The following is a 19,753-nucleotide window of genomic DNA, read 5'->3' on the forward strand; positions in this document are numbered from 1 at the left end:
GACAGGTTTCGTTTTTTGTGGCGTCGAAAAGGTCGGCGGTCTTGTCGTCGCGCGCTGGCGCTGCCTGCTTTGCGCCTGGCATGAGGCCCCACTTGGCAGCGCACACCGGGCCATATGCCGCGTGGCCGTGCTTGACGGCTGGCTTCTTCAGGGGTCTGTGGCAGGCGGCGCAGATGGTCATGCAACACCCCACTGAATCAGCGCGCCGCGCAGGTAGACCAGCGTGTAGGCGGCAACCAGAACCATCAGGCCCCATGCGCCAGCGTCCAGCGCGAAAACAAACCAGAACGGCTGTCCTGCGAGGCCCACAATCGGCGCCCACTTGCGCAGCGTGAGATTGCGGCCCATGGCGAACCAGATGGACGTGAGGCCGAAGCTGGCCATGAGGAACTGCGTCATGCGAATTTCGCCTTCCCGTAATGCGCCATGAGCAGGGCGTCTGCCCGGCCGTTGTCCTTTTGGCGGCTCAGATGGCTTGCTGCAATCGCCGGGTACAGTGAGCGGGCCAGCGTCAGTGCCTTGGCTTTGTCGGCGTCAAGGCCATACATGCGCTTCCAGCGCTGCGCGTTGACCAGCTTCACATCCATGCGAAGCACAGACAGCACGCCCTCGATCACGCCCTTGCTGTGCATGAGGCTGGTGTTCGCGCCGCTGCCAGACTTGTTCGATGGCATGGCGTGCACGTCCTCCAGCACCACGATGGCCGACTCTTCGGCAGGGATCATCTTTCGCAGGAGAACAGCCAGCGCGTAGCCGTGAATGATTCGCTTGGTGCGGCCAGAGCCAGCAATCTCCAGCGTCGGGATGTCGGCCACGCTGGCGCCGTTCGGGCCAATGGCCGCGATGGCACCAGAGATGCCGGGATCGATCGCGCAGAAGATCGCCATGGCTCAGTGCACCGCTGCAGCTTCGGTACCGGGCACCACGCCGGCCGTGAAGATGTCTTCGGCGGTCAGTTCCTTGTCTTCCTCGTCCATGCCGGGCAGGATCAGGCTGGGCTCTTCTTCCACCTCGGCCTTCACCTCGGGCGGCGTCAGCGTCACACGCACTTCCTGGCTGATCAGCATGGCCAGCTTCCCGATGATCTGTTCCGTCAAGCCGCTGTTGGCCTGCACGCGGAACTTCATGGAAACGGTGCCGCCTTCCTTCAGCTCCAGCGAGAACTTGCCCACGTTGACGGCCGGCAGCACGATGCCGACTTCTTCGTCGATGCCGTATTCGACGGCGAAGCGGTGGCCGACCATTTCGGTGCCCAGCTTCTGCGCGCCCAGGTTGTTGAAGCGCAGCAGCGGCTTGGCGCTGATTTCGAAGCCGTCCATCGTGGCCTGGCTGTCGTCGCCGGCTTCGGCGGCTTTGTAAAAGGCATCCAGCAGCCCGGGCTGGAAGTCGTCAAGGATGGTGTTCGGCGCGTCGTAGTTGATCGACAAGTCGATGGCGCTCACGCTGTCGTCGCCGTGTTTCTCGACACGGGTGTTCAGGTTGCTCAGGGTGACGTAGGTCGGCTTCAGGAGGGAAAACATGGTTGGCTCTTTCTCAGGTGGGTTGGTGGTGTAGTCAGGCGAACTCGTTGATCGGCTCGCCAAGAACGGCAAGCGCCCAGTTGACAGACCGCGCGCTGTGCCAGATGCCAGCTCGGATCTCGTCAAGGATTCGGTGCGCCAGGCTGGCGCGCGGGTTGTTCGTGCGCAGCATGCTCATGACGCACTCCTGCGGGCCTGTGGCCGATAGCTTTCCCAGTCGAAGGCCACCCAGCGCGCCGTCTGGCGCATGCGGTCATAGGCGCGCTCTCCGATGTACTGGGTGAAGCCGGCGCGGTCTTGGTTTGTGATGAAGATGCTGGGCTTCATTTGCCGATAGCGCCGATCGATCACGTCAAACAGGATCGTCTGCTCACCGTCCGTCCCGTACTGAACGCCGATTTCATCCACGATCAGCAGGGCGACACGCTCGTACTCGGAAAGCACATCCGTCTCACTGACCGGGGAGTCCTTGCGCCACGTATCGCGCACCGAACGAATCAGGTCGAGACAGGTCGTGTAGATCGGAAGCTTGGCGGGCATCAGCTTGTTCATCACGGCTGCGGCCAGGTGCCCCTTCCCGGTTCCTGGAAGGCCTGCAAAGATCAGCGTTTCACCGCTCACCATGTGGCGATCAAAGTCGGCCGCGAAGTCCATGGAGACCTGCATCGCGTGCTTCTGCTGGTCGGTGGAGGCGATGTAGTTCGCAAAGCTGCACGGCTCTAGGCGAACAGGAAGGCGAGACTGCCGTATCACATCGGCGCGGCGCATGTTTTCCATGATGTTCCGGTCGCGCTGCTCAGCCGCCAACCGGTCCGCCTTTTCCTGTTCTGCGCACCCAGGACATTGAGACCAGACCTCACGGCCACCTCGCAGTCGCAAACCGGTTGCGATGTACTCGCCATGGATTTGGCAATTGATCGTTTTCGGATCAATTGCGACCGGAATCAATCCAGAAATTTTGGAATCAGATGAGGCTTCCATCGGTGCTCGCTCCTTCTCGGTAGTTCTTGCCGGCGAATCCGGCGTGACGGGTTGCTGTGCGGGGTTTGTTTTTCGGCTCCCAAAGCCCTTGCCATCCGTTTTCAATGGCGGTGTCGATCACGGTTTCCGGCGTGAATCCAGCGGCCAGGTGTTCGCCCAACTTTTTGACCTGCAGCTTTGCGGCCTCTTCGGTGATCGGCTTGTTCCGGGTTTTCCGGTCACGGACCCAACGTCCCCATGTCTCCCGATCCAGCCACTCAGGAAGTTCAATCAATCCAGCATCGAAGGGTCGCGAACGCGATCCCTTATTACTGGTTCCTTCTAGGTTCTTTACTGGTTCTTTACTGGTTCCGTGTCCCGTTTTCGGGACTGTTTCATTCCGTTTTTGGGACTCTTCATGTCCGTTTTCGGTACTCTTCATGTCCAAATTCGGTACTGTTTGAATTTCTGAAACAGTCCCGTTTTTGGTACTGCTGCTGGTGCCGTTTTCGGGACTGTTTTCGTCCGTTTCCGGTACCGCTTGATCGGCTTTAACAGTCCCGTTTTTGGGAGTCTTTAACTCATAGACAAACACCTGGCCTGTCATCCCTCGGCGTTCTTTTTGCTGCTCAAGGAATCCAAGATCGCGCAGTCGTTTGATGTTTTCAAGAACCGTTTTTCTATCCTGGGCTGTCACATCGGATATATGCTTTGTGGAAGGCCAGCAAAGCATTTGCTCGCCATCCACATTCACGCAATCAGCCATCGCCACCAAAACAAACTTGGTTGACGACTTTGGAATTGGCTGGGAAAGCGCCCAACGAATCGCATCAAAGCTCACGCAGCGACTCCTGATAGGCGTCTTCGCGCTGCTCTTCAATGCGGTCCAATTGCTGCAGATCACGGGATCGCTCCATCGCCTCGACCATCTCAGGCGACCGCAGCGCCACCAGGCGGCGGACATCATCGAAAGCCTCGCGGGCCTTCTGGCGGTGACCAGCGTTCTGGTGTGCCTCGACTTGAGCGCCTGCCGCTCGGATGGCGGCTTCCAGCTCGTCTGGGGTGTATGCGGGTGTCATATGCCACCCCTTTTGATCTGGTCGCCGCGGCTGCTTCCACGCGGGCCGATGGTGATCGACTGCGGTGCGTTGTTCAGCAGCTTCTTGCCGCGCTTGGACAGGCCCTTGAGGGTGGCGTGGCCGAATCCGGTACCGCGCGCCTTCTGGGCTTCCTTGGAGTGATCTGCAGCGGCCTGCTTGCGTGCCAGCGTGGCCTTTCCAACTTCGCCAGGATCGTTCGCAAACAGCGATGCGCGCGCCTGGGTGAAGGCGTTGTTGGTGGACTTGATGATCTTGGTATCTGGCCAGTAGACGGAGGTCATGCCGAGACCCCCATCTTCAAACTGGCAATCGCCCGCTCGATGCGCGAGGCGCTTTCTCCGTCCTGCTTCTTTGCTGCCAGATACTCGCGCAGCAGCTCGGCAAGCTCGTCCTTCGGGTTGATCGGCTGGGGCTCCGAATAGCCCAGCATGGAGCACATGAAGAAGAACGCGCCGTGATGCCCTTGGTCGCGCGCCATGCGCAGAAGCAGCATCAGATGATCTGGACTCAAGCGCTCGGGCTTGTCCTCGTTCAGGCACGCCAGCAGGTGCCGCTGGGCGGCGTCCACCATCTTCTCGGGCCAGAGCTTGTGCGCCACAACCTTGCTGCCGCCAAGGTCCTTAACGACAGAGATCAGCGCTGCATTCAGAGACTGGTCTTCACCCATTCCTCTGCACTCCTAAAAATTGGGAACCGTTGGGAATGACACCCAACAGGCAAAAAAAGAGACTGTTGGCATGGAAACGAACCACGCCATCAGTCACATGAAGAAAAAGCCCACCACCGGCACTCACTGCCTGCCACGCCAGGGAGGAAAGCGGGAGACGTTGCTCGTGCCGGCCGGATACGGCTATGCGGCGGTGGGCGAAAAACACGGGTCAGACCTCGGTCTTGATCGCGGGCTGCTGATTCGAAAGAGCGGTAGCTGCAACCACATCGACGCCCTCAAGCGCCTCTGGCTTTGCGACCTGGAGGAACATCATTCGTGGCTTGGGGATTCCGTGGTACCGCCACGCACTGACAGATGGCATGCGCACTTCAAAAAGCCGTGCTGCTTCGGCGGTACCGCCAAGGGCGTCGATGATCTTTGCTGCATTCGTGTTCATGCGGCTATGTTAGCCCAAGCAAACGTTTTGCGCAAGCCTAGACTAACATTGGTGCTGTTAGGCTAGACTTATGCCGACACTGCAAGAACGAATGGCCGAGGTGCTGGGAGACACATCAGCACGCGGGCTTCAAGCTGAGATAGCTAGGCTCTGTCACAAGAGCAGGCCGACCGTTTCTGCATGGATCAACAACCCGGACAAGGTGACGACCATCAGCAGGTCGGATGCTGAGTTGATCTGCGCCAGATGGAGGCCAGAAATTTCACCCGCCTGGCTTGCGGAAGGGGCCATGCCGAAGATGGCTTTGCCTGAAGGCACTCGTCTTGGTGGGCCATATGAGAACGTATCGGACGGACCGAAACAAAATGGGCCTTACCCATTGATATCGGATGTGGTTGCCGGATCTTGGGCGGAGCTTTGCGACAACTTCCATCCGGGAGAGTCAGATGAAAAATTCATGTCCACAAAGAACCTTGGGCGCCACGGCTACATGCTTCGCGTGTATGGAAGGTCAATGGAAAACCCGGGCGGCAGGTACTCGTTCCCAGAGGGAATGATCTTGCATGTCAACCCAGACATGGACCCCGTGCCTGGTCAATTCGTGATCGTGCGCCGCGAGTCTACGAAGGAGGCTACCTTCAAGAAGTACGTGATTTTTGAAGGCGTTCCGTTCCTTGAGGCCATCAATCCAGACTGGCCGCGAGAACTCAAGTATTTGGCTCTTCAGCCGGGCGACGTGTGGTGCGGCGTGGTGGTTGACGCCTCTATTGGATCGCTGCCGTGAAAAACGGGAAGTCGGCGCCCGATTCTTCGCCGAAACCAGGGAGTTATCATGAAAAAGTACGTCATTGCCGCCTTTATATTCGCGGCATTTAGTGCCCATGCCGATTGCTACGGAACAGGATCATTCCGTACATGCACCGACGACAGCGGAAACAACTACACGATCAACAAATCCAGAAACAGCACCTATGTTCAGGGGAGCAATGCCGAGACGGGTAGCACATGGAACTCTCAGACGTACCGCAGTGGGAACACGTCCAGCACCTACGGAACTGACTCAGACGGCAACTCATGGAACGCCCAGACGCACCGCACCCCAAGAGGTAGCACCACCTATGGGACTGACAGCAATGGAAACAGCTTCACCAGGATTTGCGATAGAACTGGATGCTATTGAAGTCGATCATCATGATGAATATTCGCCACTTAACCACCCTGCTTTTTGCGCTTTCTCCAGCGATATGCCTTCCGCAGAACGCTTGGGAAAAAATCTCAGGAAACTTGACTGGTACATCAGAGTTCTTTATTTTGAGAGACTCTTTCGAAGTTCGATCTAATAAAAATGGTGATGAAATTGCTGTTGTGACTGGAAAGTTAACAGATCACAAATCATCAAGTATTGATATTTATCAGTGGTACGTCAAAACGGAAGACTGCTACAGGCAGAAAGGAAAACTTATCACGTTAAATCTAGACGGAGAGTTTAAATATGAAAGCGATTTCATTTTTGATGCTGGAAATATTGCGTCTGTAAATGCAGAGGCAATATGCAGCCTATACGCTGAAAAGTATCTGAAAAATCGCGGAAAAGGGCTCTGAAATAGAACGCATCATGCACCGCCTCATGCGTCGCGCCCTGCCGTGGGCCTTCATGTGCGCTGCCGTGATTGGCGCTGCACTCGCTTTCAAAGACTGGGTGACGGCATGACACCTGAGAAGAACCAAGAGATTCGCGCCAACGCTAAGGCTTGGGCAGGTCGCCTGCTGGCCCTTTGGTCGGCCGAGCTTGTCCGAGGCTTGCTGCTGCCTCCCGGAGCATCTGGGCGATCCGAGCAGCTGAGGTCACTGGAATTGCATCTATCGCGGCAACGCTCAGAGGTGGCCATGACAGTGTTTCCAGAGATGACTCCGGTGGAGTCTGATCTGTGGGCTGGCGAGGCCCTGGACGCCTTTGACGCTCTTGCATCTGAGTTCCTTGAGGTATTGAACAAATCCAACACGTAAAGCCTTCGCACCCCCTGCCGCAACCGATTGGCGGAGCGATATCCGCCAGTGCTTGCAAGCCGGCGGCAGGGGGAGCGCCGTGGGAGTCGCTATCCCACGGATCGCCGGCCAAGAGTACTGGGCAAGCTAGCTAGGCAAACCCCGCCCTCGTAACCGGCAAGCCAACGTCCGTCATTCGGCGGTCGCTGGGGCCTCAGTGGCCGCTCCATCAAGGATAGTCCCATGTTGGAGTTTTCACTGGTGGTGAGGATCACCGTAAAGCAAGCTCTCTCACTCGGACGAGTGTTGATAGCCATCCTGCTTCTATCGGTGTAGCCCCTCACCTGGCTATGGCGGGTCGTGGTGCAATCCACGGCCCGCTCATAGTTCATTGAACATCATCTCGTCGCAGATGACGCCTTGAGTTTCCATTGAAGCTCGGCTCGGTCTTCCACGCCGGGTCGATCAACACCGCTTCGGCAAATGAACTCCATGCGCTTGCGCATGAGCCAGTTGTAAGGCCATGCCGGCGCCGCTGCCAAGTCCAGCAACAGATCTGAAAACACAAGTCGGTCCAGTAGCTTCATCACCCTCTCCAGTTTGAGCCCGCCGTGCGCGGGCTTTTTTGCGTCCGGTCTGGATGACCGTTTGTAGCTTCAGAATATTTTACTGAATTTTGTTAGCTTGGGCTATTGACTTGTTTGGTAGCTCAGGCTAATATTCTCCCCATCGGTTCCCAGATGCTGCATCCCGCAGCAGACCGACAAGGGGTGAAACAAGATGAGCTACAGCAGCAATCCCGTGCTCGATGCGATGCGTCACTGCGACGCGCTCTATGAGGCATCAGACGCACAGATCGAGTCCGAGGCCGATCTGGCTGGTGACTTTCTCAAGGCCTGCAAGAAGGTCGATGCCAACGCATTGGCGCCGTGGGCTGGCCAGGTGGTCGACAACGAGCAGCGCATGGCCTTGGGCTTGGACTGGTCAGCGAAGAACCTTCCTCAGCGCCAGCAGGCCCTGCACGAAGTCATGGTCGAGTCGCTGGACTACCCCGATGGCCCAACGATGTGCGAGGCGATGCAGCTCTTGCTGAACGTCGCGTACAGCGCTGATCTGGTGAACACCCCATCGATGGCGCGCGGCCTGATCGAGCGCATGGGCCGCAGCTTCGCGTTTCACAACAGCGGGGTGGAGTGATGAAGTTGGCCATCGTCATCGCTGCCCTGATCTGCACCAGCGCTCAAGCCGAGGGCCTCACGCCTTCCACGATGGGCCTGCACATCGGAAGCCACCACTTCACGGCCCGCGAGTCCGGTACTTGGAACGACATCAACCCCGGTGTGTACGCCCGCTGGGATTCCGGTCTTGTTCTGGGCACCCTGCGCAACAGCGAGCGCCGGCAGAGCGTTTACGCGGCCTACGTCATGGAGTCGCAGCGCTGGAACGGATTGTCTGCCGCCGTCATGGTCGGCGGCATCACCGGGTACTCGCGCAGCGTGTCGCCGATGGCATCGGTCAGCGTTGCAGCGGCCGTCACTGATCGCGCATCGATGCGTGTTTCCCTGCTGCCAAAGGCGTACCCGAAAGGGTCTGCTGTGGTGCACCTTTCAACTGAGTGGGGGTTTTGAAATGAGCAAGCCATTCAACTGGATGGGCCACCTCGGATTCGAGGTGCAAGACGCTGGCGGCGTTCCCGTCATCAACGAAGAAGGCGACATGCGCGAGGCCGATCTGTGCCACCAAGTGCTGTGGGACAAAGTGGTTTCGCTCAAGGCGCAGCGTGACGATCTGCTGAAGGCTTGCAAACAAGCCCTGGTCGCGCTCAAGGGCCGTGAGCATGACCAATTCCTTCGTGACGCCATCGAAGCCGCAGAGAAAGGCGGTACGTGATGGCCCTGGCAAACCTCTTCACAGAACACCTGCTGCGCGCACGAATCTGGTTCTACGAACTGGCCCTGCAGCAGATAGACCCATGCCATGCCGACGTGCCGGAAATCGTCCTGCGCCTGTGCAACCTCTACGACCAACTTGATGACCTGAAAGGACTGTCATGAACAACACCCAACGAATCAGCGAAGGCCCTGCATCGGCAGCGCGCCTGATCGGTGCAGCCCGATGGGAGGCCCACGAGTGCGGTCACGGGACCTGTGCCGCAGCGGTGGATTGCATCGGCGAGTGCGAGCTGAAAGCTGCAGTTCTGAACCTTCCCGTCATCGACGCCAAGTTCCTCGACTCGCAGCTCAAGTGCGATATGCCCATCGAAATGATCGAGCCCGTCAAGTCCGTGATCAGCGGCGCTGAACGGCTCAAAACTGCCGCCCTGGTCATCGCCGCAATGCTGGCTCTGGCCTGCACTTTCTACGTTTCTTCCATCTGAGGACCACATGAGCACGAACTCTTCTTCATCTTCCGGCGTCTCGTTTTTGAGCCTGCTTGGCCTGCTGTTTATCGGACTCAAGCTGACTGGGTTCATTGATTGGTCGTGGTGGTGGGTGCTTGCGCCTTTTTATGTCGGCCTGTTTTTGGTCATTGCAGTGATCGCTTTCGTTATCGCAATCAACAAGTGATTCAAGCCATGAAAACAACCGCAACCATTCTCTGCGCCGCCGCGCTGCTGACCGCCTGCAATGACGCCGATGTGGCAAGCCGCAACCTGTCGAAGGCTGCCGACATGTTCGAGGTCACGCGCCGCATCGTCTTCTACAACGGCATCACGGGCGAGTACATGCTGACCATTCAGGGCTTGTGCTCACTGGGAAACCAAGACCCGGCGCGGACGCTGACGGTGACGTGCAAGACCGCTCCGACTGAATACAAAAAGAACTTCCTCGGCCTGTCCGACAACGTGACGTATTTCGTTGAGCAGATCGACGGTGTTGCGGCAAGCCCGTATCAGTACCGCGTCGTCTTCAAGCCACTGGCCATCATTCCTGACATCGAAATCCGCAAGTGAGAACCACATGAGCAACGCACTTTTAACCCTCACGCACAAGCTGGCCAAGCGCCTGGACATGGGCGACGGCACCAGCCTTGTCGAAACCCTCAAGCTGACTTGCTTCCGACAGCGCGGGAACGACATCGTTACCGACGCCCAGATGGAGGCTCTGCTGATCGTGGCAGAACAGTACCGATTGAATCCTTTTACGAAGGAGCTTTTTGCTTTTGCCGACAAGGGCGCCATTGTCCCGGTGGTGTCGGTCGATGGCTGGTCGCGCATCATCAACGAGAACCCCGCCTTCAACGGACTGGAGTTTCGGTACTCGGATGAAATCGTGACCATGCCGCGCGGCAAGCCTTGCCCGGCCTGGTGCGAAGTTGTGATCTACCGCAAGGACCGCGACCGCCCGACCGTGGTTCGTGAGTATCTTGACGAGGTGTACCAGGCGCCTCGCGGCCAGAACGCTTATGACGGCCCTTGGCAGAGCCACACAAAGCGCTTCTTGCGCCACAAGACCCTGATCCAAGGCGCCCGCATCGCCTTCGGTTTCGCCGGCATCTACGACGAGGACGAAGCTCACCGGATCATCGACGCCGGCTCCATTGACGCAACGACCGGAGAAATCACCCAGCAGAAGCAGCCCGAGCGCCCCACACTGCCCGCCTACGCGCAAGCCGACTTCACAAAGAACCTGCCGCAGTGGGCCGGCATCGTGAAGTCAGGCCGCAAGACGCCGGATGAACTGATCGCCATGGTGGGAACCAAGGGCGTGCTGTCCGAAGCCCAGAAACAGGGCATCCGCGATCTTGCGAAGTCGCAGGACGTGACCGATGCGCCGATCAAGAACGAGGTGCCCGCTGAACCGGCCATGAGCGCCGCCGAACAGGAAGCGCACGCCGAGTTCCTGGCTGGACTGGAGGGCTGACCGATGAGCAACACATTGAACCGTGGGGATACGGTCTACAACCAGCACGGGCAAGAGGCAATTCTTGTCGCATCAAGTTGCGGAGAGCATCTGGTCCGTCCAATCTTTGAAGACGACGATGGATCGCACGAAGGCGACGTTGAAACGTGGCGCACGGTCTTCCGCACACCGCCAGCGCCGAAGCTGGATGCCGAGACGGCAGCAGCTGAAAAGCGACTGCACGACCTCAACGTGCAAGTGTCCGCAATTCGTGACCAGATCAACGAGTTCAACAAGAGCGAGAAAGATCGTCTGGCCCGCATCAAGCAGCACGGCGCTCTTGAACTTCTGGACCGCTATCTGGCCGGTGAAATCACGCACTACGTTGCGGTCAAGGAATACGGGTTCGGCGTGGAAATCATCCCGGTCTCTGACACGCTGGAAAGCTACCCATCCAACAACGGTTATGGGCTACTGACACTCCATCCGTTCATGGGCTGGAACAAGCAAATCAAGTGGTCCATCTACTACAACAAAAAATGGGAAAGCCGCTACACCAACGACAGGACTGAGCGCGTATTTCCCTGCTGCGGTGAAGAGGATGCAAAGGCAAAGGCCGTGGCGATCATCCTGGCAGAAATAGCGGCCCAGATGGCCAAGGACGACAAGGATCGTCGCAACACCAGCGAACTCATCAAGTTTGCAAAAGCCCACGGTGTCGAAGTTCCGCAAGAGTTGATCGACTCAGTTGCCGCCGCCCGAGTCGCCATGGTTGAGCGCGAGATTGCCGAGAAGTCGAAGCAGATCGAAGCGCTCAAGCAACAACTCGCAGCCACCGCCTGAACCACACACCGGAGAACACCATGAACATGACCTTTCACGACTTCGCACAGGGTTCGCCTGAATGGCACCAGCACCGCAGCACGCATTTCAACGCATCTGACGCCCCAGCCATGATGGGCTGCAGCCCGTACCAGACCCGCACCGAACTGCTGACCCGCATGAAGACCGGCATCAGCGCCGAAGTGGACGCGGGGACGCAGCGCCGTTTCGATGATGGCCACCGCTTCGAGGCCCTGGCCCGCCCGCTGGCAGAGAAGATCATCAGCGACGACCTATACCCGGTGACCGGATCGCGCGGCGATTTGTCGGCCAGCTTCGACGGCCTGACGCTGGACGGAATGACGGCTTTTGAGCACAAAACTCTGAACACCGAACTGATCGTCTGGTTCGGGCAATACGACCGGTCGGACGTTGAAAGCATCATCAACTCAGCAGGAAACCATCTTCCGTTGACCTACCGCGTTCAGATGGAACAGCAGATGGCCGTTTCTGGTGCAGATCGCGTGCTGTTCATGGCGTCGAATTGGCAAGGCGAAACGCTGGTCGAAGAGCGCCACTGCTGGTACGCATCGGATTCCTATCTGCGCGCCAAGATCGTCGCCGGCTGGGCTCAGTTCGCCAAGGACCTGATCGACTTCACACCCGCAGCCGCAGAGCCAATCAAACCAGTTGGCCGCACGCCTGACCAACTGCCGGCCCTGCGGTCTTCCGTGAAGGGTGAACTGGTACTTGAATCGAACATCAAGGAATGGGAATCCGCTGCATTGGTCTACATCCAGACGGTGCGCGACCATGAGCTGAAGACCGATCAGGACTTTGAAGACGCTGATGCTGCCGTCAAATGGTGCGTCAGCAGCAAGACCACGCTGGACGGCCTAAAGTCAAACCTCATGTCTGCAACCGGCGACGTGAACACCGCCGTGGGAACGCTTGACCGCCTCATGTCCGAACTGGACAAGACGCGCATCCAGTTCACCAAAGCCATGGACGCACGCAAGGCCGAGCGCAAGGCTGAGATTGTGGCCGGTGGTATTGCGGCCTACGAAAAGCACGAGTCCGAACTGATCCGCGACACTGGTGGTCCTTGGATTGTGTTGGGAAAGCCAGACTTTGGTGGCGCCATCAAGAACCTGCGGACGTTCACCAGCATTCAGAACGCTGTGGACACGGCGCTGGCAGCAGCCAAGATGAAGGCCGATGAGTCGGCGCGCAAGATCCGTGAAAGCCTGCGCATCCTGGCCGACGATGGCGCCGGTTACGAGTTCCTGTTCAATGACCGCCTGGCGCTGATTGGCAAGGCCGCGGACGATCTGCGTTTGCTGGTGAAGTCGCGCATTGCTGAGCACCAGGCCGCCGAGAAGGCCAAGGAAGAAGCGCAGCGCGAGCGCATCCGGGCAGAGGAAGCGGCACGGTTGGAGCGTGAGGCAGCGGCCAAGGCGGCAGCGGAAAAGGCAGATGCCGACCGGCTGGAGCGCGAGCGCGCCCATGCTGCGCAGGTGGAGGCCGACCGCATCTCCCGTGAGCAAGCCGAAGCTGTGAGCGCCGCGCGCATCCGTGAAGAGCAGGCAAAGCCGATGCAGCGCATCACCGCGTTCGCCGAGGTGGAAGATGTACAAGTTACGTTTGTGCACCCTGAGCCGGACTTGTACGCCGAGTTATCAGCCGTAGGGACCCCTGTTGCCGGAGTCAAGCTGATTCATGGGGAAGTCGGCCACATTGACCCGGCCGTCCGTTTCGTGAAAAGCGAAGACAACGGCACCCGCCTAACGCTCGGCCAACTGAACGACCGCCTTGCCCCGGTCAGCATCAACGTCGCCGGCCTGTCAACGCTGGGCTTTGATCCGGTCGAGCAGGTGAAGGCTTCGCGGTTTTACAGGGAATGCGATCTGCCTGCGATCTGCGGGGCTATCAGCGCGCACGTCCTGGCTGCTTGCGCTACGGAGGCTGCATGAAAGAACGCCCCATCCTGTTCAGCAAGCCCATGGTTCTCGCATTGCTGAGCGGAACGAAGACCCAGACGCGCCGCGTGGTGAAGCCGAGCGACCTCGCGTGGATGGACGAACACCAAGGCCTCCGCGAACCCGACAACGCGATCCGCTGTCCATACGGACAGCCCGGAGATCACCTGTGGGTGCGCGAAACCTTCTTCGCCTGGGGCCGCTGGGAGACGCGATTCAGCGCCAAGAAGGGCCGCGACGAGTGGCACTTCATCGACATGACGCTGGAGTGCGGCCAGTCCTACCTCTACGCTGCCGATGGCGTCAGCGACACCAAGGCGTTCATCAAACGCCGCGGTGGTGTTGAGCCAATGTACTGGAAACGGCCGGCCATCTTCATGCCGCGCGCCGCGTGTCGAATCACGCTGGAATTGACTGGCGTGCGCGTGGATCGCCTGCAGGACATCAGCGAGGCCGACGCCAAGGCGGAAGGAATCCACCAGCAGCCAACAACAGGCTGGTTTTCGGTGCCTGGAATCAGTGGTGCGGGAACCACGGCGAGGGCCGCTTACGCACTGTTGTGGAACTCCATCAATGGCGCCGGAAGCTGGGATTCAAACCCCTGGGTGTGGTGCGTGGAATTCAAGCGAACGGAGGTGGCATGAACGCCATTCAACCAGCGCCGCAGCCCCACCTGTGGGACGGCACCCCGATGGCAGCGATGCCGTACGTCATCAGCAAGGGAAACGACACACCCGACCACCGGGTATACGAGGGAATGAATATGAGCGCAGAACAATCGCCAGAATTTCGAGCGCAGGACATCAAGATGCGCCGCCTTGAGATTGCAGCGCAGCTGGCCGAGTGGAAGCGTGCGTTCTTTGTTGATGGCATTGAACAACCATTCACGGCAAGGGTGACGCTTGAGGCCGAAGATGCACAGCTGGCCCTTGAGGCGCGCGTCATCAGCACAGCCGCAGTTGCTGCAGCAGTCGAGCGACGAAAGATTGAGGCAAAAGCAGAGGTCGCCCGCCTGTCCGCAATCAATGCGGAACTGCTGGAGGCGCTGAAAGACCTGACCGGCGTGATTACCGCAGCCGGACTCAGCAACTTGAGCCGTGGCGTTCAGCTTGGCCCCACGGTTTGGTATGTGAAGGCCAGCGACGCCATGGAATCGTCACTCGCAGCGATTGCCAAAGCACAAGGAGAGCAACTGTGATCGACAACCTGAAAGAGCGCGAGGAATTTGAAGCGTGGTACGGCGATCAAGGCAAGTGGCCTGCCGCAGTTGAGCGCATCGGCGATGGGTACAAGCTTGCAGCGGCTCAATCCGCATGGGTCACATGGCAAGCCCGCGCAGCTATCGAAGCCAACACGCCAGCGGTGCCGGATGCTCGAATCGTGGAGTGCGCCCGTCGACTAATTGAACATGCGGACTTCGCGCTCGGTGGCTGTCTGAGCGCCAGCAGCAAGGTGAGAGACATCCCATCAAATGCCTGCTCTCAGGTGAAGGCTCGACACCTTGCCGCATTGCGGGACGCTCTCGCAGCAGCACCCCAGCCGCAACAAGTGGCGCAGCCAGTGCAGGCGAGCCAGTACGGAAGTCCTGAACTGCAATCGTTGATTTTGGAAAAGTTGGCACAGCCAGTGCAAGCGAGAGAGTGGCACCCGATTGAGACAGCGCCAGACGACATGACAGAGCCGGTCATGGTTTTCTGGATCGATTCCGATGGCGCTCCGATGCGCGAGTTTGATTACAAAGAAGACGGGTGCTGGATGGGCTGGCATGAGCACGCCGAACACGTAGAAATCATCGGCGGCCATGGCGTGAGCTACACACCTCCATACACCCACTGGATGCCACTCCCGCCACCGCCAACCAACCAACATAAGGACAACCAATGAGCAACATCATGAACGACCTGCACACCGTGGGCCTGAACCCGTTCGGTGTGGTGCTGGTGGCTGAGTCAATGCTCAAGTCGCCAATCGCGCCAATGAGTGCAGACGACAAGCCGCTGACATTTTTCATGCCGATCAACCGCGCCGATTGCGCCGAGTGGGTTGGAGTCGAGTTCACGCTCAAGGCCGTGCGTGCCGAGAAAGAACAGAAGGAGTGAACATGGCTCTTACCGATACCAAATCTTTGATAGCACGATTCGAGCGACAGGCTCACCGCCTTGGGGAACTGTGGGAGCGTTGCCATGGCAAAGGCTGGTCAGAAGAATATGCCAACGAGTTCAAAGCACTAAGGGACGAGCGAGTGCCAGCAACGCGAGCGGCCCTTGAAGCCATCGAATCCGCAGCAGTCGCGCCACTACTGGCACGCATCGCAGCCCTTGAGGCTCAAGTCGAGCAGGCCGCGCAGCCGGTGGCGGCTCAGCATCGGTTCCGCCACCCACAAAAAACAATGCCGGGTTGGTCTACGTGGCAATCTTGCGCTGTATCAGACCGCCCGGCTTGGCAAATCGACTCCCAAGGCTATGAAGTCGAGTATAGGGCGCTCTATACATCGCCACCAAAGGCGGCGCCACTGACCGATGAGCAGCACCCAGATGACGCCGCAGTGGATCATTTCTCGGTGGCTATGAAAGCCAAGCTTTCCGCAGCGCGTGCGAAGGGTCGAGGCGGATGGGAGAACTGTGACCCATACGTCCTGAGCGACATGCTTCGCGCTCACGTCGAGAAGGGAGACCCGCGCGATGTGGCGAATTTCTGCATGTTCCTGCACATGCTTGGTCACGGAATTTACAAGCCGTCAATCCAGCCTGACTTGGCGGCAATGCTGCAGGAACTGGACACGCCAATAGCTGGGCACCTTGGTAGCCACAGTGGGAAGTTTGTGCCCGGAGCGTCGAAATACTCTAACGCATTCGACGCCTTCGAGTCTGCGATACCGCTGGTCCGCTGGGAAGATCATGAGCGGTCGTGCCGGAAGATCGCTGCGCTCTCAGAACCCCATTGTTCGCAGCCAACGCAGCTACAGATGCTGAGTGAGTTTGAAGAAGGAACTCTTGCCATCGAGCACATGGGTCCTTCCGCACTGGCTGGCGACAGCATGAGCCTGATGGATGCATTTGACAAAGGCTTGAAGGCTGGGCAATCCGCGCTCGCGGCAAAGAATGGAGTGGAACTCAAATGACAGACCGTGAACTACTTGAGCGCGCTGCGCGGGCGGCTGGGATTTCGGGGTTCTGGGAGAAAGATACGGCATTCATCCAAGACCGCTACTTCTTCAACGTGCCCTATGACAATAAAAACATGCTGACCGGCTTTCGATGGAATCCACTCGCTGAAAGCGGCGAAGCTCTCAGGCTTGCCGTGAGGCTTGGAATGGTCGTTCAGATCGATATTGATGCCGGAGCCACTAGGGTACTCAACGAGTACTTCGAGGTGCTGCTTATCCACCTGCACGTCGATGGAGGCGCGGAGGCAGCTACCAGAAAAGCCATCGTGCGGGCTGCTGCGTCTATGGCACCCGAAGGAGTAGAAGCCGCCCACGGCATCACACCGGCCACGGTCGAGAAAGAGGGGGAGTGATGAAAGACAGATGGACGTTCCAAGACGAGCACAAACTTCAAGTTCTTTTGAAGCGGAAAACAGAGACGACAGAGCGGAACATGAAGCCACTGGTTTTGATTGCCCGCTTGCTCGATACAGACAGCACAGACGAGAAATTGGCGGAGTCACTGGCACAGTACGCCGATGCGTTGCGTGATGCGCTTGAGCCGTTCGACAGCGGTGTTCGGTGTGCCGCCGAGAAAGGAGCCCGAGATGCCAACTGACGCACAACGCCGGAACCTTGCCAGCGCTCACCATGCAGATGTGAAGGCTTTGAGCGAGCGGATCGCACTGCTTGAGCAGCAGCTTGCCGAGGCAAAACGCCAGATGGAAAGCCAGAAGGATGAATGGCTTGCTTGGGAGGCGAAACGGGCGGCGCTGGAGTTGGGTGCTGCGCGGTATCGACAATTGGCGAAGGGAGAACCTCTGACTGTTGTTGTCCCAACACCAACAGATGAAAAGCCAAGCCGCAAAGTGACCATCATCTACGGACCTAACAGCGAACCCGGTTACGCGGAAGCCTTGGGGATGGCCATCGACGCAGCCATTACCAGCACACAGGAGCAGACAGCATGAACATCGAAGAACTGAAACTTGTCCTGCAGACGATCCAAGGGATCAGCGGTGACGCAAGCACAGCGGCTATCTTGTGGGTGGCCTTGCACTATGGGTCAGGGATCATCACCGGCCTGCTGACAGCCGGGACCATCCTCGGAATGGTCTACCTGGTCATCAAGGCAATCATGGCAAATACCGAGTGGGCGAATGCTGTGAAAGAGGTCTGCAAAGCATACGGTTGCAACGACGACTATTCGTTCATCACAACAGAGCAGAAAAGGGCCTTGAGGAAGGCGATTGATAGGTCGAAGACATGACAACCACAACCGAAGAACAAACCTGCGAGGACGGATGCAACGGCTGCGATGAGTGCATCGACTACGACGACGAAGAGTGCGAGCGCTGTCATGGTGACGGACGTGATCCGTGGAATGACTATCTGCTGCCCTGCCCGCTTTGCCAAGGAGATGCGCCATGACCACCGAACAAGACCCAAACGAGATCATCAAGCGCGGCGATCTGCCGAAGATGCTCCATGTGTGCAGCGACACCGTGCGCAAGATGTGCAAGGCGAACAAGCTGCCGCCATACGATGTCGCCCTTTCGCGCAAGACCTCGGGCTGGAAGCGGTCCACCCTGGTTGCGCATGGGGTGAAGGTATGAACACCGAAGCCCAGGGGCGCTGAAGGCGTCCCGCTGGGGCGCAGAGTTCAACAACGCAACACGCCGGAGAAAACCATGGCCTGCCCTAAATGCGGCTGCAAGGTGCATTACCAGTACGACACCGGCTGGGACGGAGAACAGCAGCCCGAGAACCTGGAACGCTGCGCCGCCTGCGGCGAGGTGTTCGACATTGAAGACTCAACCGAGGAAGAAGACCATGGCGAAACGCTGTGACAACTGCAAGCATTGGACAGAGAGCGTGTTTCTCGGCAGCAGCGCCAGCGGCTACGGCTGCTGGGAAGGCCACTGCCACAACCCGCTGGTGCCAGCGCCGCGCTTTGACGAGCGCCCAAGGCACAACCTCATGTTGGCCTGCCAGCACTTCGAGGAAGGCGCTCACCCGCACAGCTTGTCAGGCGCTGCTGAGGCGAAGTTGTTGAACACCAATTAGGCGACGACCACCGTCGCATAACACCGGCACAAGCATTTACGCACGACAGAGCCACATAGCCCAAGCCTCCAGCATGGCGCGGCGCTGATCGAGGTAAATCGATCGGTTGTACGCAGCCCTGGTCTTGTCTCCAGGCACATGCGCCAACTGGCGCTCGATCACGTCGGGCGGATAGCCTGCCTCGTTCGCCCAGGTGCTGGCCACCGAGCGCAGCCCGTGGCCAGTCATCTGACCTTTGAATCCCATGCGGTACAGCAGCGCCAGTATCGCGTTCTCGCTGATCGGTCGGTCAGGCCGGTGCTCGGCGGGCAGCACGTAGACGCTTGAGCCAGCGCGCGGCTTGAGCACTTTCAGCAGATCCAGAGCAGCCTTGGACAGCGGAACCACATGCTCCCGGCGCCGCTTCATCTTGCCGGCAGGGATCAGCCAGGTGTCGCCGTCGATTTCATCCCAGCGCATGAACCGGAGTTCGTTTGTGCGGACCCACGTCAGGGCCAGCAGGCGCAGCGCCAGGACGGATTGAAGTTCGCCCTCGATTGACAGGCGCTCCATGAACGCCGGCACCTCGCGCAATTCCAGCGCGGCGAAGTGCTCCACCTGCTTTTTCCCGAAGGCGCGCTCGGGCTTGATGGATCGCGGCGGGTTCTCTGTGGCGTGCCCCTGCTCGATGGCCCAATCCCATAGCTGAGCCAGCCACATCCTGACCTTGCGCGCGTAGTCGTGCTTGCCTCGAGCATCCAATCGGTTCAAAGTCTCGAGCACATCGGCTCGAGCAATGTCCCGCATGACTCGAGCGCCCAGCATCGGCTGAACGTGCATCTCGAAGGCTCTGCGCTCGTTCTCAAGGTAGGAGGTGGACAGGTCTTTGCGACCGGACCAGTAGGCGGTGTGGGCCTCGTCCAGCGTGACAGCGTTGCGCTTGGCCTTGCGCGCCGCGTTCGGGTCCTGCCCTGCCCTGAGTACCGCCTTCGCCTCGTCGCGCTTCTGGCGGGCCTCCTGCAAGCTGACCGCAGGGTATGGGCCTATCACCAGGGTCTGGGGCTTCCCGTTGATCCTGTAGGCCAGGCGCCACACCTTGGCGCCTTTTGGGGAAACGTAGAGGTGCATGCCCTCGCCGTCGAAATACTTGGCGGCTTTTTCAGCCGGCTTGATGCCACGGCACTTGGCGTCCGTGAGCTTGTTCGTTGTAGGCATCCCGCATCCCTGTGTTTTCGATGCCACCACGG

At 58.8% G+C, this 19,753-nt stretch carries 36 protein-coding genes; 24 read left to right on the forward strand and 12 right to left on the reverse strand.

Translation table 11 applies throughout. From position 1 onward, the window contains the following. Positions 1-177 precede the first annotated feature (177 nt). The 10 genes from F3K02_RS09140 to F3K02_RS09185 all read right to left on the reverse strand — a co-directional run bounded on the left by F3K02_RS09140 (position 178) and on the right by F3K02_RS09185 (position 4,686). Entirely contained in the window at positions 178-399 is a 222-nt protein-coding gene (locus F3K02_RS09140) for a hypothetical protein (RefSeq protein ID WP_177135252.1), read from the reverse strand. Continuing rightward, entirely contained in the window at positions 396-887 is a 492-nt protein-coding gene (locus F3K02_RS09145; RefSeq protein WP_177135253.1) for a RuvC family protein, read from the reverse strand. The genes F3K02_RS09140 and F3K02_RS09145 overlap by 4 nt, the downstream gene beginning before the upstream one ends. Positions 888-890: 3 nt before the next feature. Continuing rightward, entirely contained in the window at positions 891-1,520 is a 630-nt protein-coding gene (locus F3K02_RS09150) for a hypothetical protein (protein WP_177135254.1), read from the reverse strand. 34 nt (positions 1,521-1,554) lie between these two features. Beyond that, on the reverse strand, positions 1,555-1,698 hold the full coding sequence (locus F3K02_RS09155; RefSeq protein WP_177135255.1) for a hypothetical protein: 144 nt from the start codon (positions 1,696-1,698) through the stop codon (positions 1,555-1,557). After that, positions 1,695-2,501, reverse strand: coding sequence for an ATP-binding protein (locus F3K02_RS09160; protein ID WP_177135256.1), 807 nt, complete (start codon positions 2,499-2,501; stop codon positions 1,695-1,697). The genes F3K02_RS09155 and F3K02_RS09160 overlap by 4 nt, the downstream gene beginning before the upstream one ends. Then, on the reverse strand, positions 2,485-3,321 hold the full coding sequence (locus F3K02_RS09165) for a helix-turn-helix domain-containing protein (protein WP_177135257.1): 837 nt from the start codon (positions 3,319-3,321) through the stop codon (positions 2,485-2,487). The genes F3K02_RS09160 and F3K02_RS09165 overlap by 17 nt, the downstream gene beginning before the upstream one ends. Further along, positions 3,311-3,559 (reverse strand): hypothetical protein, encoded by a 249-nt coding sequence (locus tag F3K02_RS09170; RefSeq protein WP_177135258.1) that lies wholly within the window; start codon positions 3,557-3,559, stop codon positions 3,311-3,313. The genes F3K02_RS09165 and F3K02_RS09170 overlap by 11 nt, the downstream gene beginning before the upstream one ends. Further along, a complete protein-coding gene (locus tag F3K02_RS09175; RefSeq protein WP_177135259.1) occupies positions 3,556-3,861 on the reverse strand; it encodes a hypothetical protein in 306 nt (101 codons plus the stop codon). Before F3K02_RS09175 ends, F3K02_RS09170 begins: the two co-directional genes overlap by 4 nt. Next, complete coding sequence (locus F3K02_RS09180; protein WP_177135260.1) at positions 3,858-4,247, reverse strand: hypothetical protein; 390 nt, start codon at positions 4,245-4,247, stop codon at positions 3,858-3,860. Before F3K02_RS09180 ends, F3K02_RS09175 begins: the two co-directional genes overlap by 4 nt. Before the next feature lie 211 nt (positions 4,248-4,458). After that, entirely contained in the window at positions 4,459-4,686 is a 228-nt protein-coding gene (locus tag F3K02_RS09185; protein WP_177135261.1) for a hypothetical protein, read from the reverse strand. Between the two features lie 70 nt (positions 4,687-4,756). On the opposite strand from F3K02_RS09185, the gene F3K02_RS09190 reads away from it, so the two are divergent. After that, the gene (locus F3K02_RS09190; RefSeq protein ID WP_246309254.1) at positions 4,757-5,470 is read left to right on the forward strand and encodes a LexA family protein; all 714 of its coding nucleotides are present in this window, start codon (positions 4,757-4,759) and stop codon (positions 5,468-5,470) included. Positions 5,471-5,877: 407 nt separating this feature from the next. Beyond that, positions 5,878-6,288: a hypothetical protein gene (locus F3K02_RS09195; protein ID WP_218179378.1), complete on the forward strand. Its 411-nt coding sequence runs from the start codon at positions 5,878-5,880 to the stop codon at positions 6,286-6,288. 782 nt (positions 6,289-7,070) lie between these two features. Here F3K02_RS09195 and F3K02_RS09200 read toward each other — a convergent pair. After that, a complete protein-coding gene (locus tag F3K02_RS09200; protein WP_177135263.1) occupies positions 7,071-7,259 on the reverse strand; it encodes a hypothetical protein in 189 nt (62 codons plus the stop codon). Positions 7,260-7,452: 193 nt separating this feature from the next. Here F3K02_RS09200 and F3K02_RS09205 point away from each other — a divergent pair, with 193 nt between their 5' ends. The 22 genes from F3K02_RS09205 to F3K02_RS09315 all read left to right on the forward strand — a co-directional run bounded on the left by F3K02_RS09205 (position 7,453) and on the right by F3K02_RS09315 (position 18,527). Continuing rightward, on the forward strand, positions 7,453-7,869 hold the full coding sequence (locus F3K02_RS09205) for a hypothetical protein (protein ID WP_177135264.1): 417 nt from the start codon (positions 7,453-7,455) through the stop codon (positions 7,867-7,869). Next, positions 7,869-8,300 carry a hypothetical protein gene (locus F3K02_RS09210; protein ID WP_177135265.1) on the forward strand — a complete coding sequence of 144 codons (432 nt, stop codon included), beginning with the start codon at positions 7,869-7,871 and terminating at the stop codon, positions 8,298-8,300. The genes F3K02_RS09205 and F3K02_RS09210 overlap by 1 nt, the downstream gene beginning before the upstream one ends. Before the next feature lies 1 nt (position 8,301). Next, positions 8,302-8,562: a hypothetical protein gene (locus tag F3K02_RS09215; RefSeq protein ID WP_177135266.1), complete on the forward strand. Its 261-nt coding sequence runs from the start codon at positions 8,302-8,304 to the stop codon at positions 8,560-8,562. Further along, positions 8,562-8,726: a hypothetical protein gene (locus F3K02_RS09220; RefSeq protein WP_177135267.1), complete on the forward strand. Its 165-nt coding sequence runs from the start codon at positions 8,562-8,564 to the stop codon at positions 8,724-8,726. The genes F3K02_RS09215 and F3K02_RS09220 overlap by 1 nt, the downstream gene beginning before the upstream one ends. Further along, positions 8,723-9,049: a hypothetical protein gene (locus tag F3K02_RS09225; protein WP_177135268.1), complete on the forward strand. Its 327-nt coding sequence runs from the start codon at positions 8,723-8,725 to the stop codon at positions 9,047-9,049. Before F3K02_RS09220 ends, F3K02_RS09225 begins: the two co-directional genes overlap by 4 nt. Positions 9,050-9,056: 7 nt before the next feature. Then, complete coding sequence (locus F3K02_RS09230) at positions 9,057-9,239, forward strand: hypothetical protein (RefSeq protein ID WP_177135269.1); 183 nt, start codon at positions 9,057-9,059, stop codon at positions 9,237-9,239. Positions 9,240-9,247: 8 nt separating this feature from the next. After that, on the forward strand, positions 9,248-9,625 hold the full coding sequence (locus tag F3K02_RS09235) for a beta-sandwich lipoprotein (protein WP_177135270.1): 378 nt from the start codon (positions 9,248-9,250) through the stop codon (positions 9,623-9,625). A 58-nt stretch (positions 9,626-9,683) separates the two neighbouring features. Further along, positions 9,684-10,535: a recombinase RecT gene (locus tag F3K02_RS09240; protein ID WP_246309255.1), complete on the forward strand. Its 852-nt coding sequence runs from the start codon at positions 9,684-9,686 to the stop codon at positions 10,533-10,535. 3 nt (positions 10,536-10,538) lie between these two features. Beyond that, positions 10,539-11,357 carry a hypothetical protein gene (locus tag F3K02_RS09245; protein WP_177135271.1) on the forward strand — a complete coding sequence of 273 codons (819 nt, stop codon included), beginning with the start codon at positions 10,539-10,541 and terminating at the stop codon, positions 11,355-11,357. A 20-nt stretch (positions 11,358-11,377) separates the two neighbouring features. Further along, complete coding sequence (locus tag F3K02_RS09250) at positions 11,378-13,309, forward strand: YqaJ viral recombinase family protein (protein ID WP_177135272.1); 1,932 nt, start codon at positions 11,378-11,380, stop codon at positions 13,307-13,309. Continuing rightward, the gene (locus F3K02_RS09255; protein WP_177135273.1) at positions 13,306-13,959 is read left to right on the forward strand and encodes a hypothetical protein; all 654 of its coding nucleotides are present in this window, start codon (positions 13,306-13,308) and stop codon (positions 13,957-13,959) included. Before F3K02_RS09250 ends, F3K02_RS09255 begins: the two co-directional genes overlap by 4 nt. Then, positions 13,956-14,513: a hypothetical protein gene (locus F3K02_RS09260; protein WP_177135274.1), complete on the forward strand. Its 558-nt coding sequence runs from the start codon at positions 13,956-13,958 to the stop codon at positions 14,511-14,513. The genes F3K02_RS09255 and F3K02_RS09260 overlap by 4 nt, the downstream gene beginning before the upstream one ends. Then, entirely contained in the window at positions 14,510-15,199 is a 690-nt protein-coding gene (locus F3K02_RS09265; RefSeq protein WP_177135275.1) for a phiTE_015 family protein, read from the forward strand. The genes F3K02_RS09260 and F3K02_RS09265 overlap by 4 nt, the downstream gene beginning before the upstream one ends. An 8-nt stretch (positions 15,200-15,207) precedes the next feature. Continuing rightward, complete coding sequence (locus tag F3K02_RS09270; protein WP_177135276.1) at positions 15,208-15,414, forward strand: hypothetical protein; 207 nt, start codon at positions 15,208-15,210, stop codon at positions 15,412-15,414. A 2-nt stretch (positions 15,415-15,416) separates the two neighbouring features. Further along, positions 15,417-16,436 carry a hypothetical protein gene (locus F3K02_RS09275; protein ID WP_177133711.1) on the forward strand — a complete coding sequence of 340 codons (1,020 nt, stop codon included), beginning with the start codon at positions 15,417-15,419 and terminating at the stop codon, positions 16,434-16,436. Continuing rightward, a complete protein-coding gene (locus tag F3K02_RS09280; protein WP_177135277.1) occupies positions 16,433-16,834 on the forward strand; it encodes a hypothetical protein in 402 nt (133 codons plus the stop codon). The genes F3K02_RS09275 and F3K02_RS09280 overlap by 4 nt, the downstream gene beginning before the upstream one ends. Next, positions 16,834-17,079 (forward strand): hypothetical protein, encoded by a 246-nt coding sequence (locus F3K02_RS09285; RefSeq protein WP_177135278.1) that lies wholly within the window; start codon positions 16,834-16,836, stop codon positions 17,077-17,079. Before F3K02_RS09280 ends, F3K02_RS09285 begins: the two co-directional genes overlap by 1 nt. Continuing rightward, on the forward strand, positions 17,069-17,431 hold the full coding sequence (locus tag F3K02_RS09290; protein WP_177135279.1) for a hypothetical protein: 363 nt from the start codon (positions 17,069-17,071) through the stop codon (positions 17,429-17,431). Before F3K02_RS09285 ends, F3K02_RS09290 begins: the two co-directional genes overlap by 11 nt. Continuing rightward, positions 17,428-17,730 carry a hypothetical protein gene (locus F3K02_RS09295; protein WP_177135280.1) on the forward strand — a complete coding sequence of 101 codons (303 nt, stop codon included), beginning with the start codon at positions 17,428-17,430 and terminating at the stop codon, positions 17,728-17,730. Before F3K02_RS09290 ends, F3K02_RS09295 begins: the two co-directional genes overlap by 4 nt. A 157-nt stretch (positions 17,731-17,887) precedes the next feature. After that, a complete protein-coding gene (locus F3K02_RS09305) occupies positions 17,888-18,076 on the forward strand; it encodes a hypothetical protein (protein ID WP_177135282.1) in 189 nt (62 codons plus the stop codon). A gap of 75 nt (positions 18,077-18,151) precedes the next feature. Continuing rightward, complete coding sequence (locus tag F3K02_RS09310) at positions 18,152-18,310, forward strand: hypothetical protein (protein WP_177135283.1); 159 nt, start codon at positions 18,152-18,154, stop codon at positions 18,308-18,310. Further along, positions 18,294-18,527, forward strand: a complete 234-nt coding sequence (locus F3K02_RS09315) for a hypothetical protein (RefSeq protein ID WP_177135284.1) — start codon at positions 18,294-18,296, stop codon at positions 18,525-18,527. The genes F3K02_RS09310 and F3K02_RS09315 overlap by 17 nt, the downstream gene beginning before the upstream one ends. A 36-nt stretch (positions 18,528-18,563) precedes the next feature. Here F3K02_RS09315 and F3K02_RS09320 read toward each other — a convergent pair whose 3' ends face one another. Next, the gene (locus tag F3K02_RS09320; RefSeq protein WP_177135285.1) at positions 18,564-19,721 is read right to left on the reverse strand and encodes a tyrosine-type recombinase/integrase; all 1,158 of its coding nucleotides are present in this window, start codon (positions 19,719-19,721) and stop codon (positions 18,564-18,566) included. Positions 19,722-19,753 lie beyond the last annotated feature (32 nt).

Origin of the sequence: Hydrogenophaga aromaticivorans (genome assembly GCF_013387465.1) — a bacterium.
Lineage (GTDB): Bacteria > Pseudomonadota > Gammaproteobacteria > Burkholderiales > Burkholderiaceae_C > Hydrogenophaga > Hydrogenophaga aromaticivorans.

Excerpts from the sequence above, each read along its gene's own strand:
- F3K02_RS09320 (WP_177135285.1), bottom strand. The coding sequence starts at position 19,721 with ATGCCTACAACGAACAAGCTCACGGACGCCAAGTGCCGTGGCATCAAG.
- F3K02_RS09270 (WP_177135276.1), top strand. The coding sequence starts at position 15,208 with ATGAACGACCTGCACACCGTGGGCCTGAACCCGTTCGGTGTGGTGCTG.
- F3K02_RS09150 (WP_177135254.1), bottom strand. The coding sequence starts at position 1,520 with ATGTTTTCCCTCCTGAAGCCGACCTACGTCACCCTGAGCAACCTGAAC.
- F3K02_RS09240 (WP_246309255.1), top strand. The coding sequence starts at position 9,684 with ATGGGCGACGGCACCAGCCTTGTCGAAACCCTCAAGCTGACTTGCTTC.
- F3K02_RS09145 (WP_177135253.1), bottom strand. The coding sequence starts at position 887 with ATGGCGATCTTCTGCGCGATCGATCCCGGCATCTCTGGTGCCATCGCG.
- F3K02_RS09295 (WP_177135280.1), top strand. The coding sequence starts at position 17,428 with ATGAACATCGAAGAACTGAAACTTGTCCTGCAGACGATCCAAGGGATC.
- F3K02_RS09170 (WP_177135258.1), bottom strand. The coding sequence starts at position 3,559 with ATGACACCCGCATACACCCCAGACGAGCTGGAAGCCGCCATCCGAGCG.
- F3K02_RS09225 (WP_177135268.1), top strand. The coding sequence starts at position 8,723 with ATGAACAACACCCAACGAATCAGCGAAGGCCCTGCATCGGCAGCGCGC.
- F3K02_RS09290 (WP_177135279.1), top strand. The coding sequence starts at position 17,069 with ATGCCAACTGACGCACAACGCCGGAACCTTGCCAGCGCTCACCATGCA.
- F3K02_RS09305 (WP_177135282.1), top strand. The coding sequence starts at position 17,888 with ATGACCACCGAACAAGACCCAAACGAGATCATCAAGCGCGGCGATCTG.
- F3K02_RS09260 (WP_177135274.1), top strand. The coding sequence starts at position 13,956 with ATGAACGCCATTCAACCAGCGCCGCAGCCCCACCTGTGGGACGGCACC.
- F3K02_RS09310 (WP_177135283.1), top strand. The coding sequence starts at position 18,152 with ATGGCCTGCCCTAAATGCGGCTGCAAGGTGCATTACCAGTACGACACC.
- F3K02_RS09140 (WP_177135252.1), bottom strand. The coding sequence starts at position 399 with ATGACGCAGTTCCTCATGGCCAGCTTCGGCCTCACGTCCATCTGGTTC.
- F3K02_RS09210 (WP_177135265.1), top strand. The coding sequence starts at position 7,869 with ATGAAGTTGGCCATCGTCATCGCTGCCCTGATCTGCACCAGCGCTCAA.
- F3K02_RS09280 (WP_177135277.1), top strand. The coding sequence starts at position 16,433 with ATGACAGACCGTGAACTACTTGAGCGCGCTGCGCGGGCGGCTGGGATT.
- F3K02_RS09155 (WP_177135255.1), bottom strand. The coding sequence starts at position 1,698 with ATGAGCATGCTGCGCACGAACAACCCGCGCGCCAGCCTGGCGCACCGA.
- F3K02_RS09215 (WP_177135266.1), top strand. The coding sequence starts at position 8,302 with ATGAGCAAGCCATTCAACTGGATGGGCCACCTCGGATTCGAGGTGCAA.
- F3K02_RS09180 (WP_177135260.1), bottom strand. The coding sequence starts at position 4,247 with ATGGGTGAAGACCAGTCTCTGAATGCAGCGCTGATCTCTGTCGTTAAG.
- F3K02_RS09200 (WP_177135263.1), bottom strand. The coding sequence starts at position 7,259 with ATGAAGCTACTGGACCGACTTGTGTTTTCAGATCTGTTGCTGGACTTG.
- F3K02_RS09205 (WP_177135264.1), top strand. The coding sequence starts at position 7,453 with ATGAGCTACAGCAGCAATCCCGTGCTCGATGCGATGCGTCACTGCGAC.
- F3K02_RS09255 (WP_177135273.1), top strand. The coding sequence starts at position 13,306 with ATGAAAGAACGCCCCATCCTGTTCAGCAAGCCCATGGTTCTCGCATTG.
- F3K02_RS09245 (WP_177135271.1), top strand. The coding sequence starts at position 10,539 with ATGAGCAACACATTGAACCGTGGGGATACGGTCTACAACCAGCACGGG.
- F3K02_RS09285 (WP_177135278.1), top strand. The coding sequence starts at position 16,834 with ATGAAAGACAGATGGACGTTCCAAGACGAGCACAAACTTCAAGTTCTT.
- F3K02_RS09235 (WP_177135270.1), top strand. The coding sequence starts at position 9,248 with ATGAAAACAACCGCAACCATTCTCTGCGCCGCCGCGCTGCTGACCGCC.
- F3K02_RS09160 (WP_177135256.1), bottom strand. The coding sequence starts at position 2,501 with ATGGAAGCCTCATCTGATTCCAAAATTTCTGGATTGATTCCGGTCGCA.
- F3K02_RS09190 (WP_246309254.1), top strand. The coding sequence starts at position 4,757 with ATGCCGACACTGCAAGAACGAATGGCCGAGGTGCTGGGAGACACATCA.
- F3K02_RS09175 (WP_177135259.1), bottom strand. The coding sequence starts at position 3,861 with ATGACCTCCGTCTACTGGCCAGATACCAAGATCATCAAGTCCACCAAC.
- F3K02_RS09315 (WP_177135284.1), top strand. The coding sequence starts at position 18,294 with ATGGCGAAACGCTGTGACAACTGCAAGCATTGGACAGAGAGCGTGTTT.
- F3K02_RS09220 (WP_177135267.1), top strand. The coding sequence starts at position 8,562 with ATGGCCCTGGCAAACCTCTTCACAGAACACCTGCTGCGCGCACGAATC.
- F3K02_RS09250 (WP_177135272.1), top strand. The coding sequence starts at position 11,378 with ATGAACATGACCTTTCACGACTTCGCACAGGGTTCGCCTGAATGGCAC.
- F3K02_RS09185 (WP_177135261.1), bottom strand. The coding sequence starts at position 4,686 with ATGAACACGAATGCAGCAAAGATCATCGACGCCCTTGGCGGTACCGCC.
- F3K02_RS09275 (WP_177133711.1), top strand. The coding sequence starts at position 15,417 with ATGGCTCTTACCGATACCAAATCTTTGATAGCACGATTCGAGCGACAG.
- F3K02_RS09195 (WP_218179378.1), top strand. The coding sequence starts at position 5,878 with ATGATGAATATTCGCCACTTAACCACCCTGCTTTTTGCGCTTTCTCCA.
- F3K02_RS09230 (WP_177135269.1), top strand. The coding sequence starts at position 9,057 with ATGAGCACGAACTCTTCTTCATCTTCCGGCGTCTCGTTTTTGAGCCTG.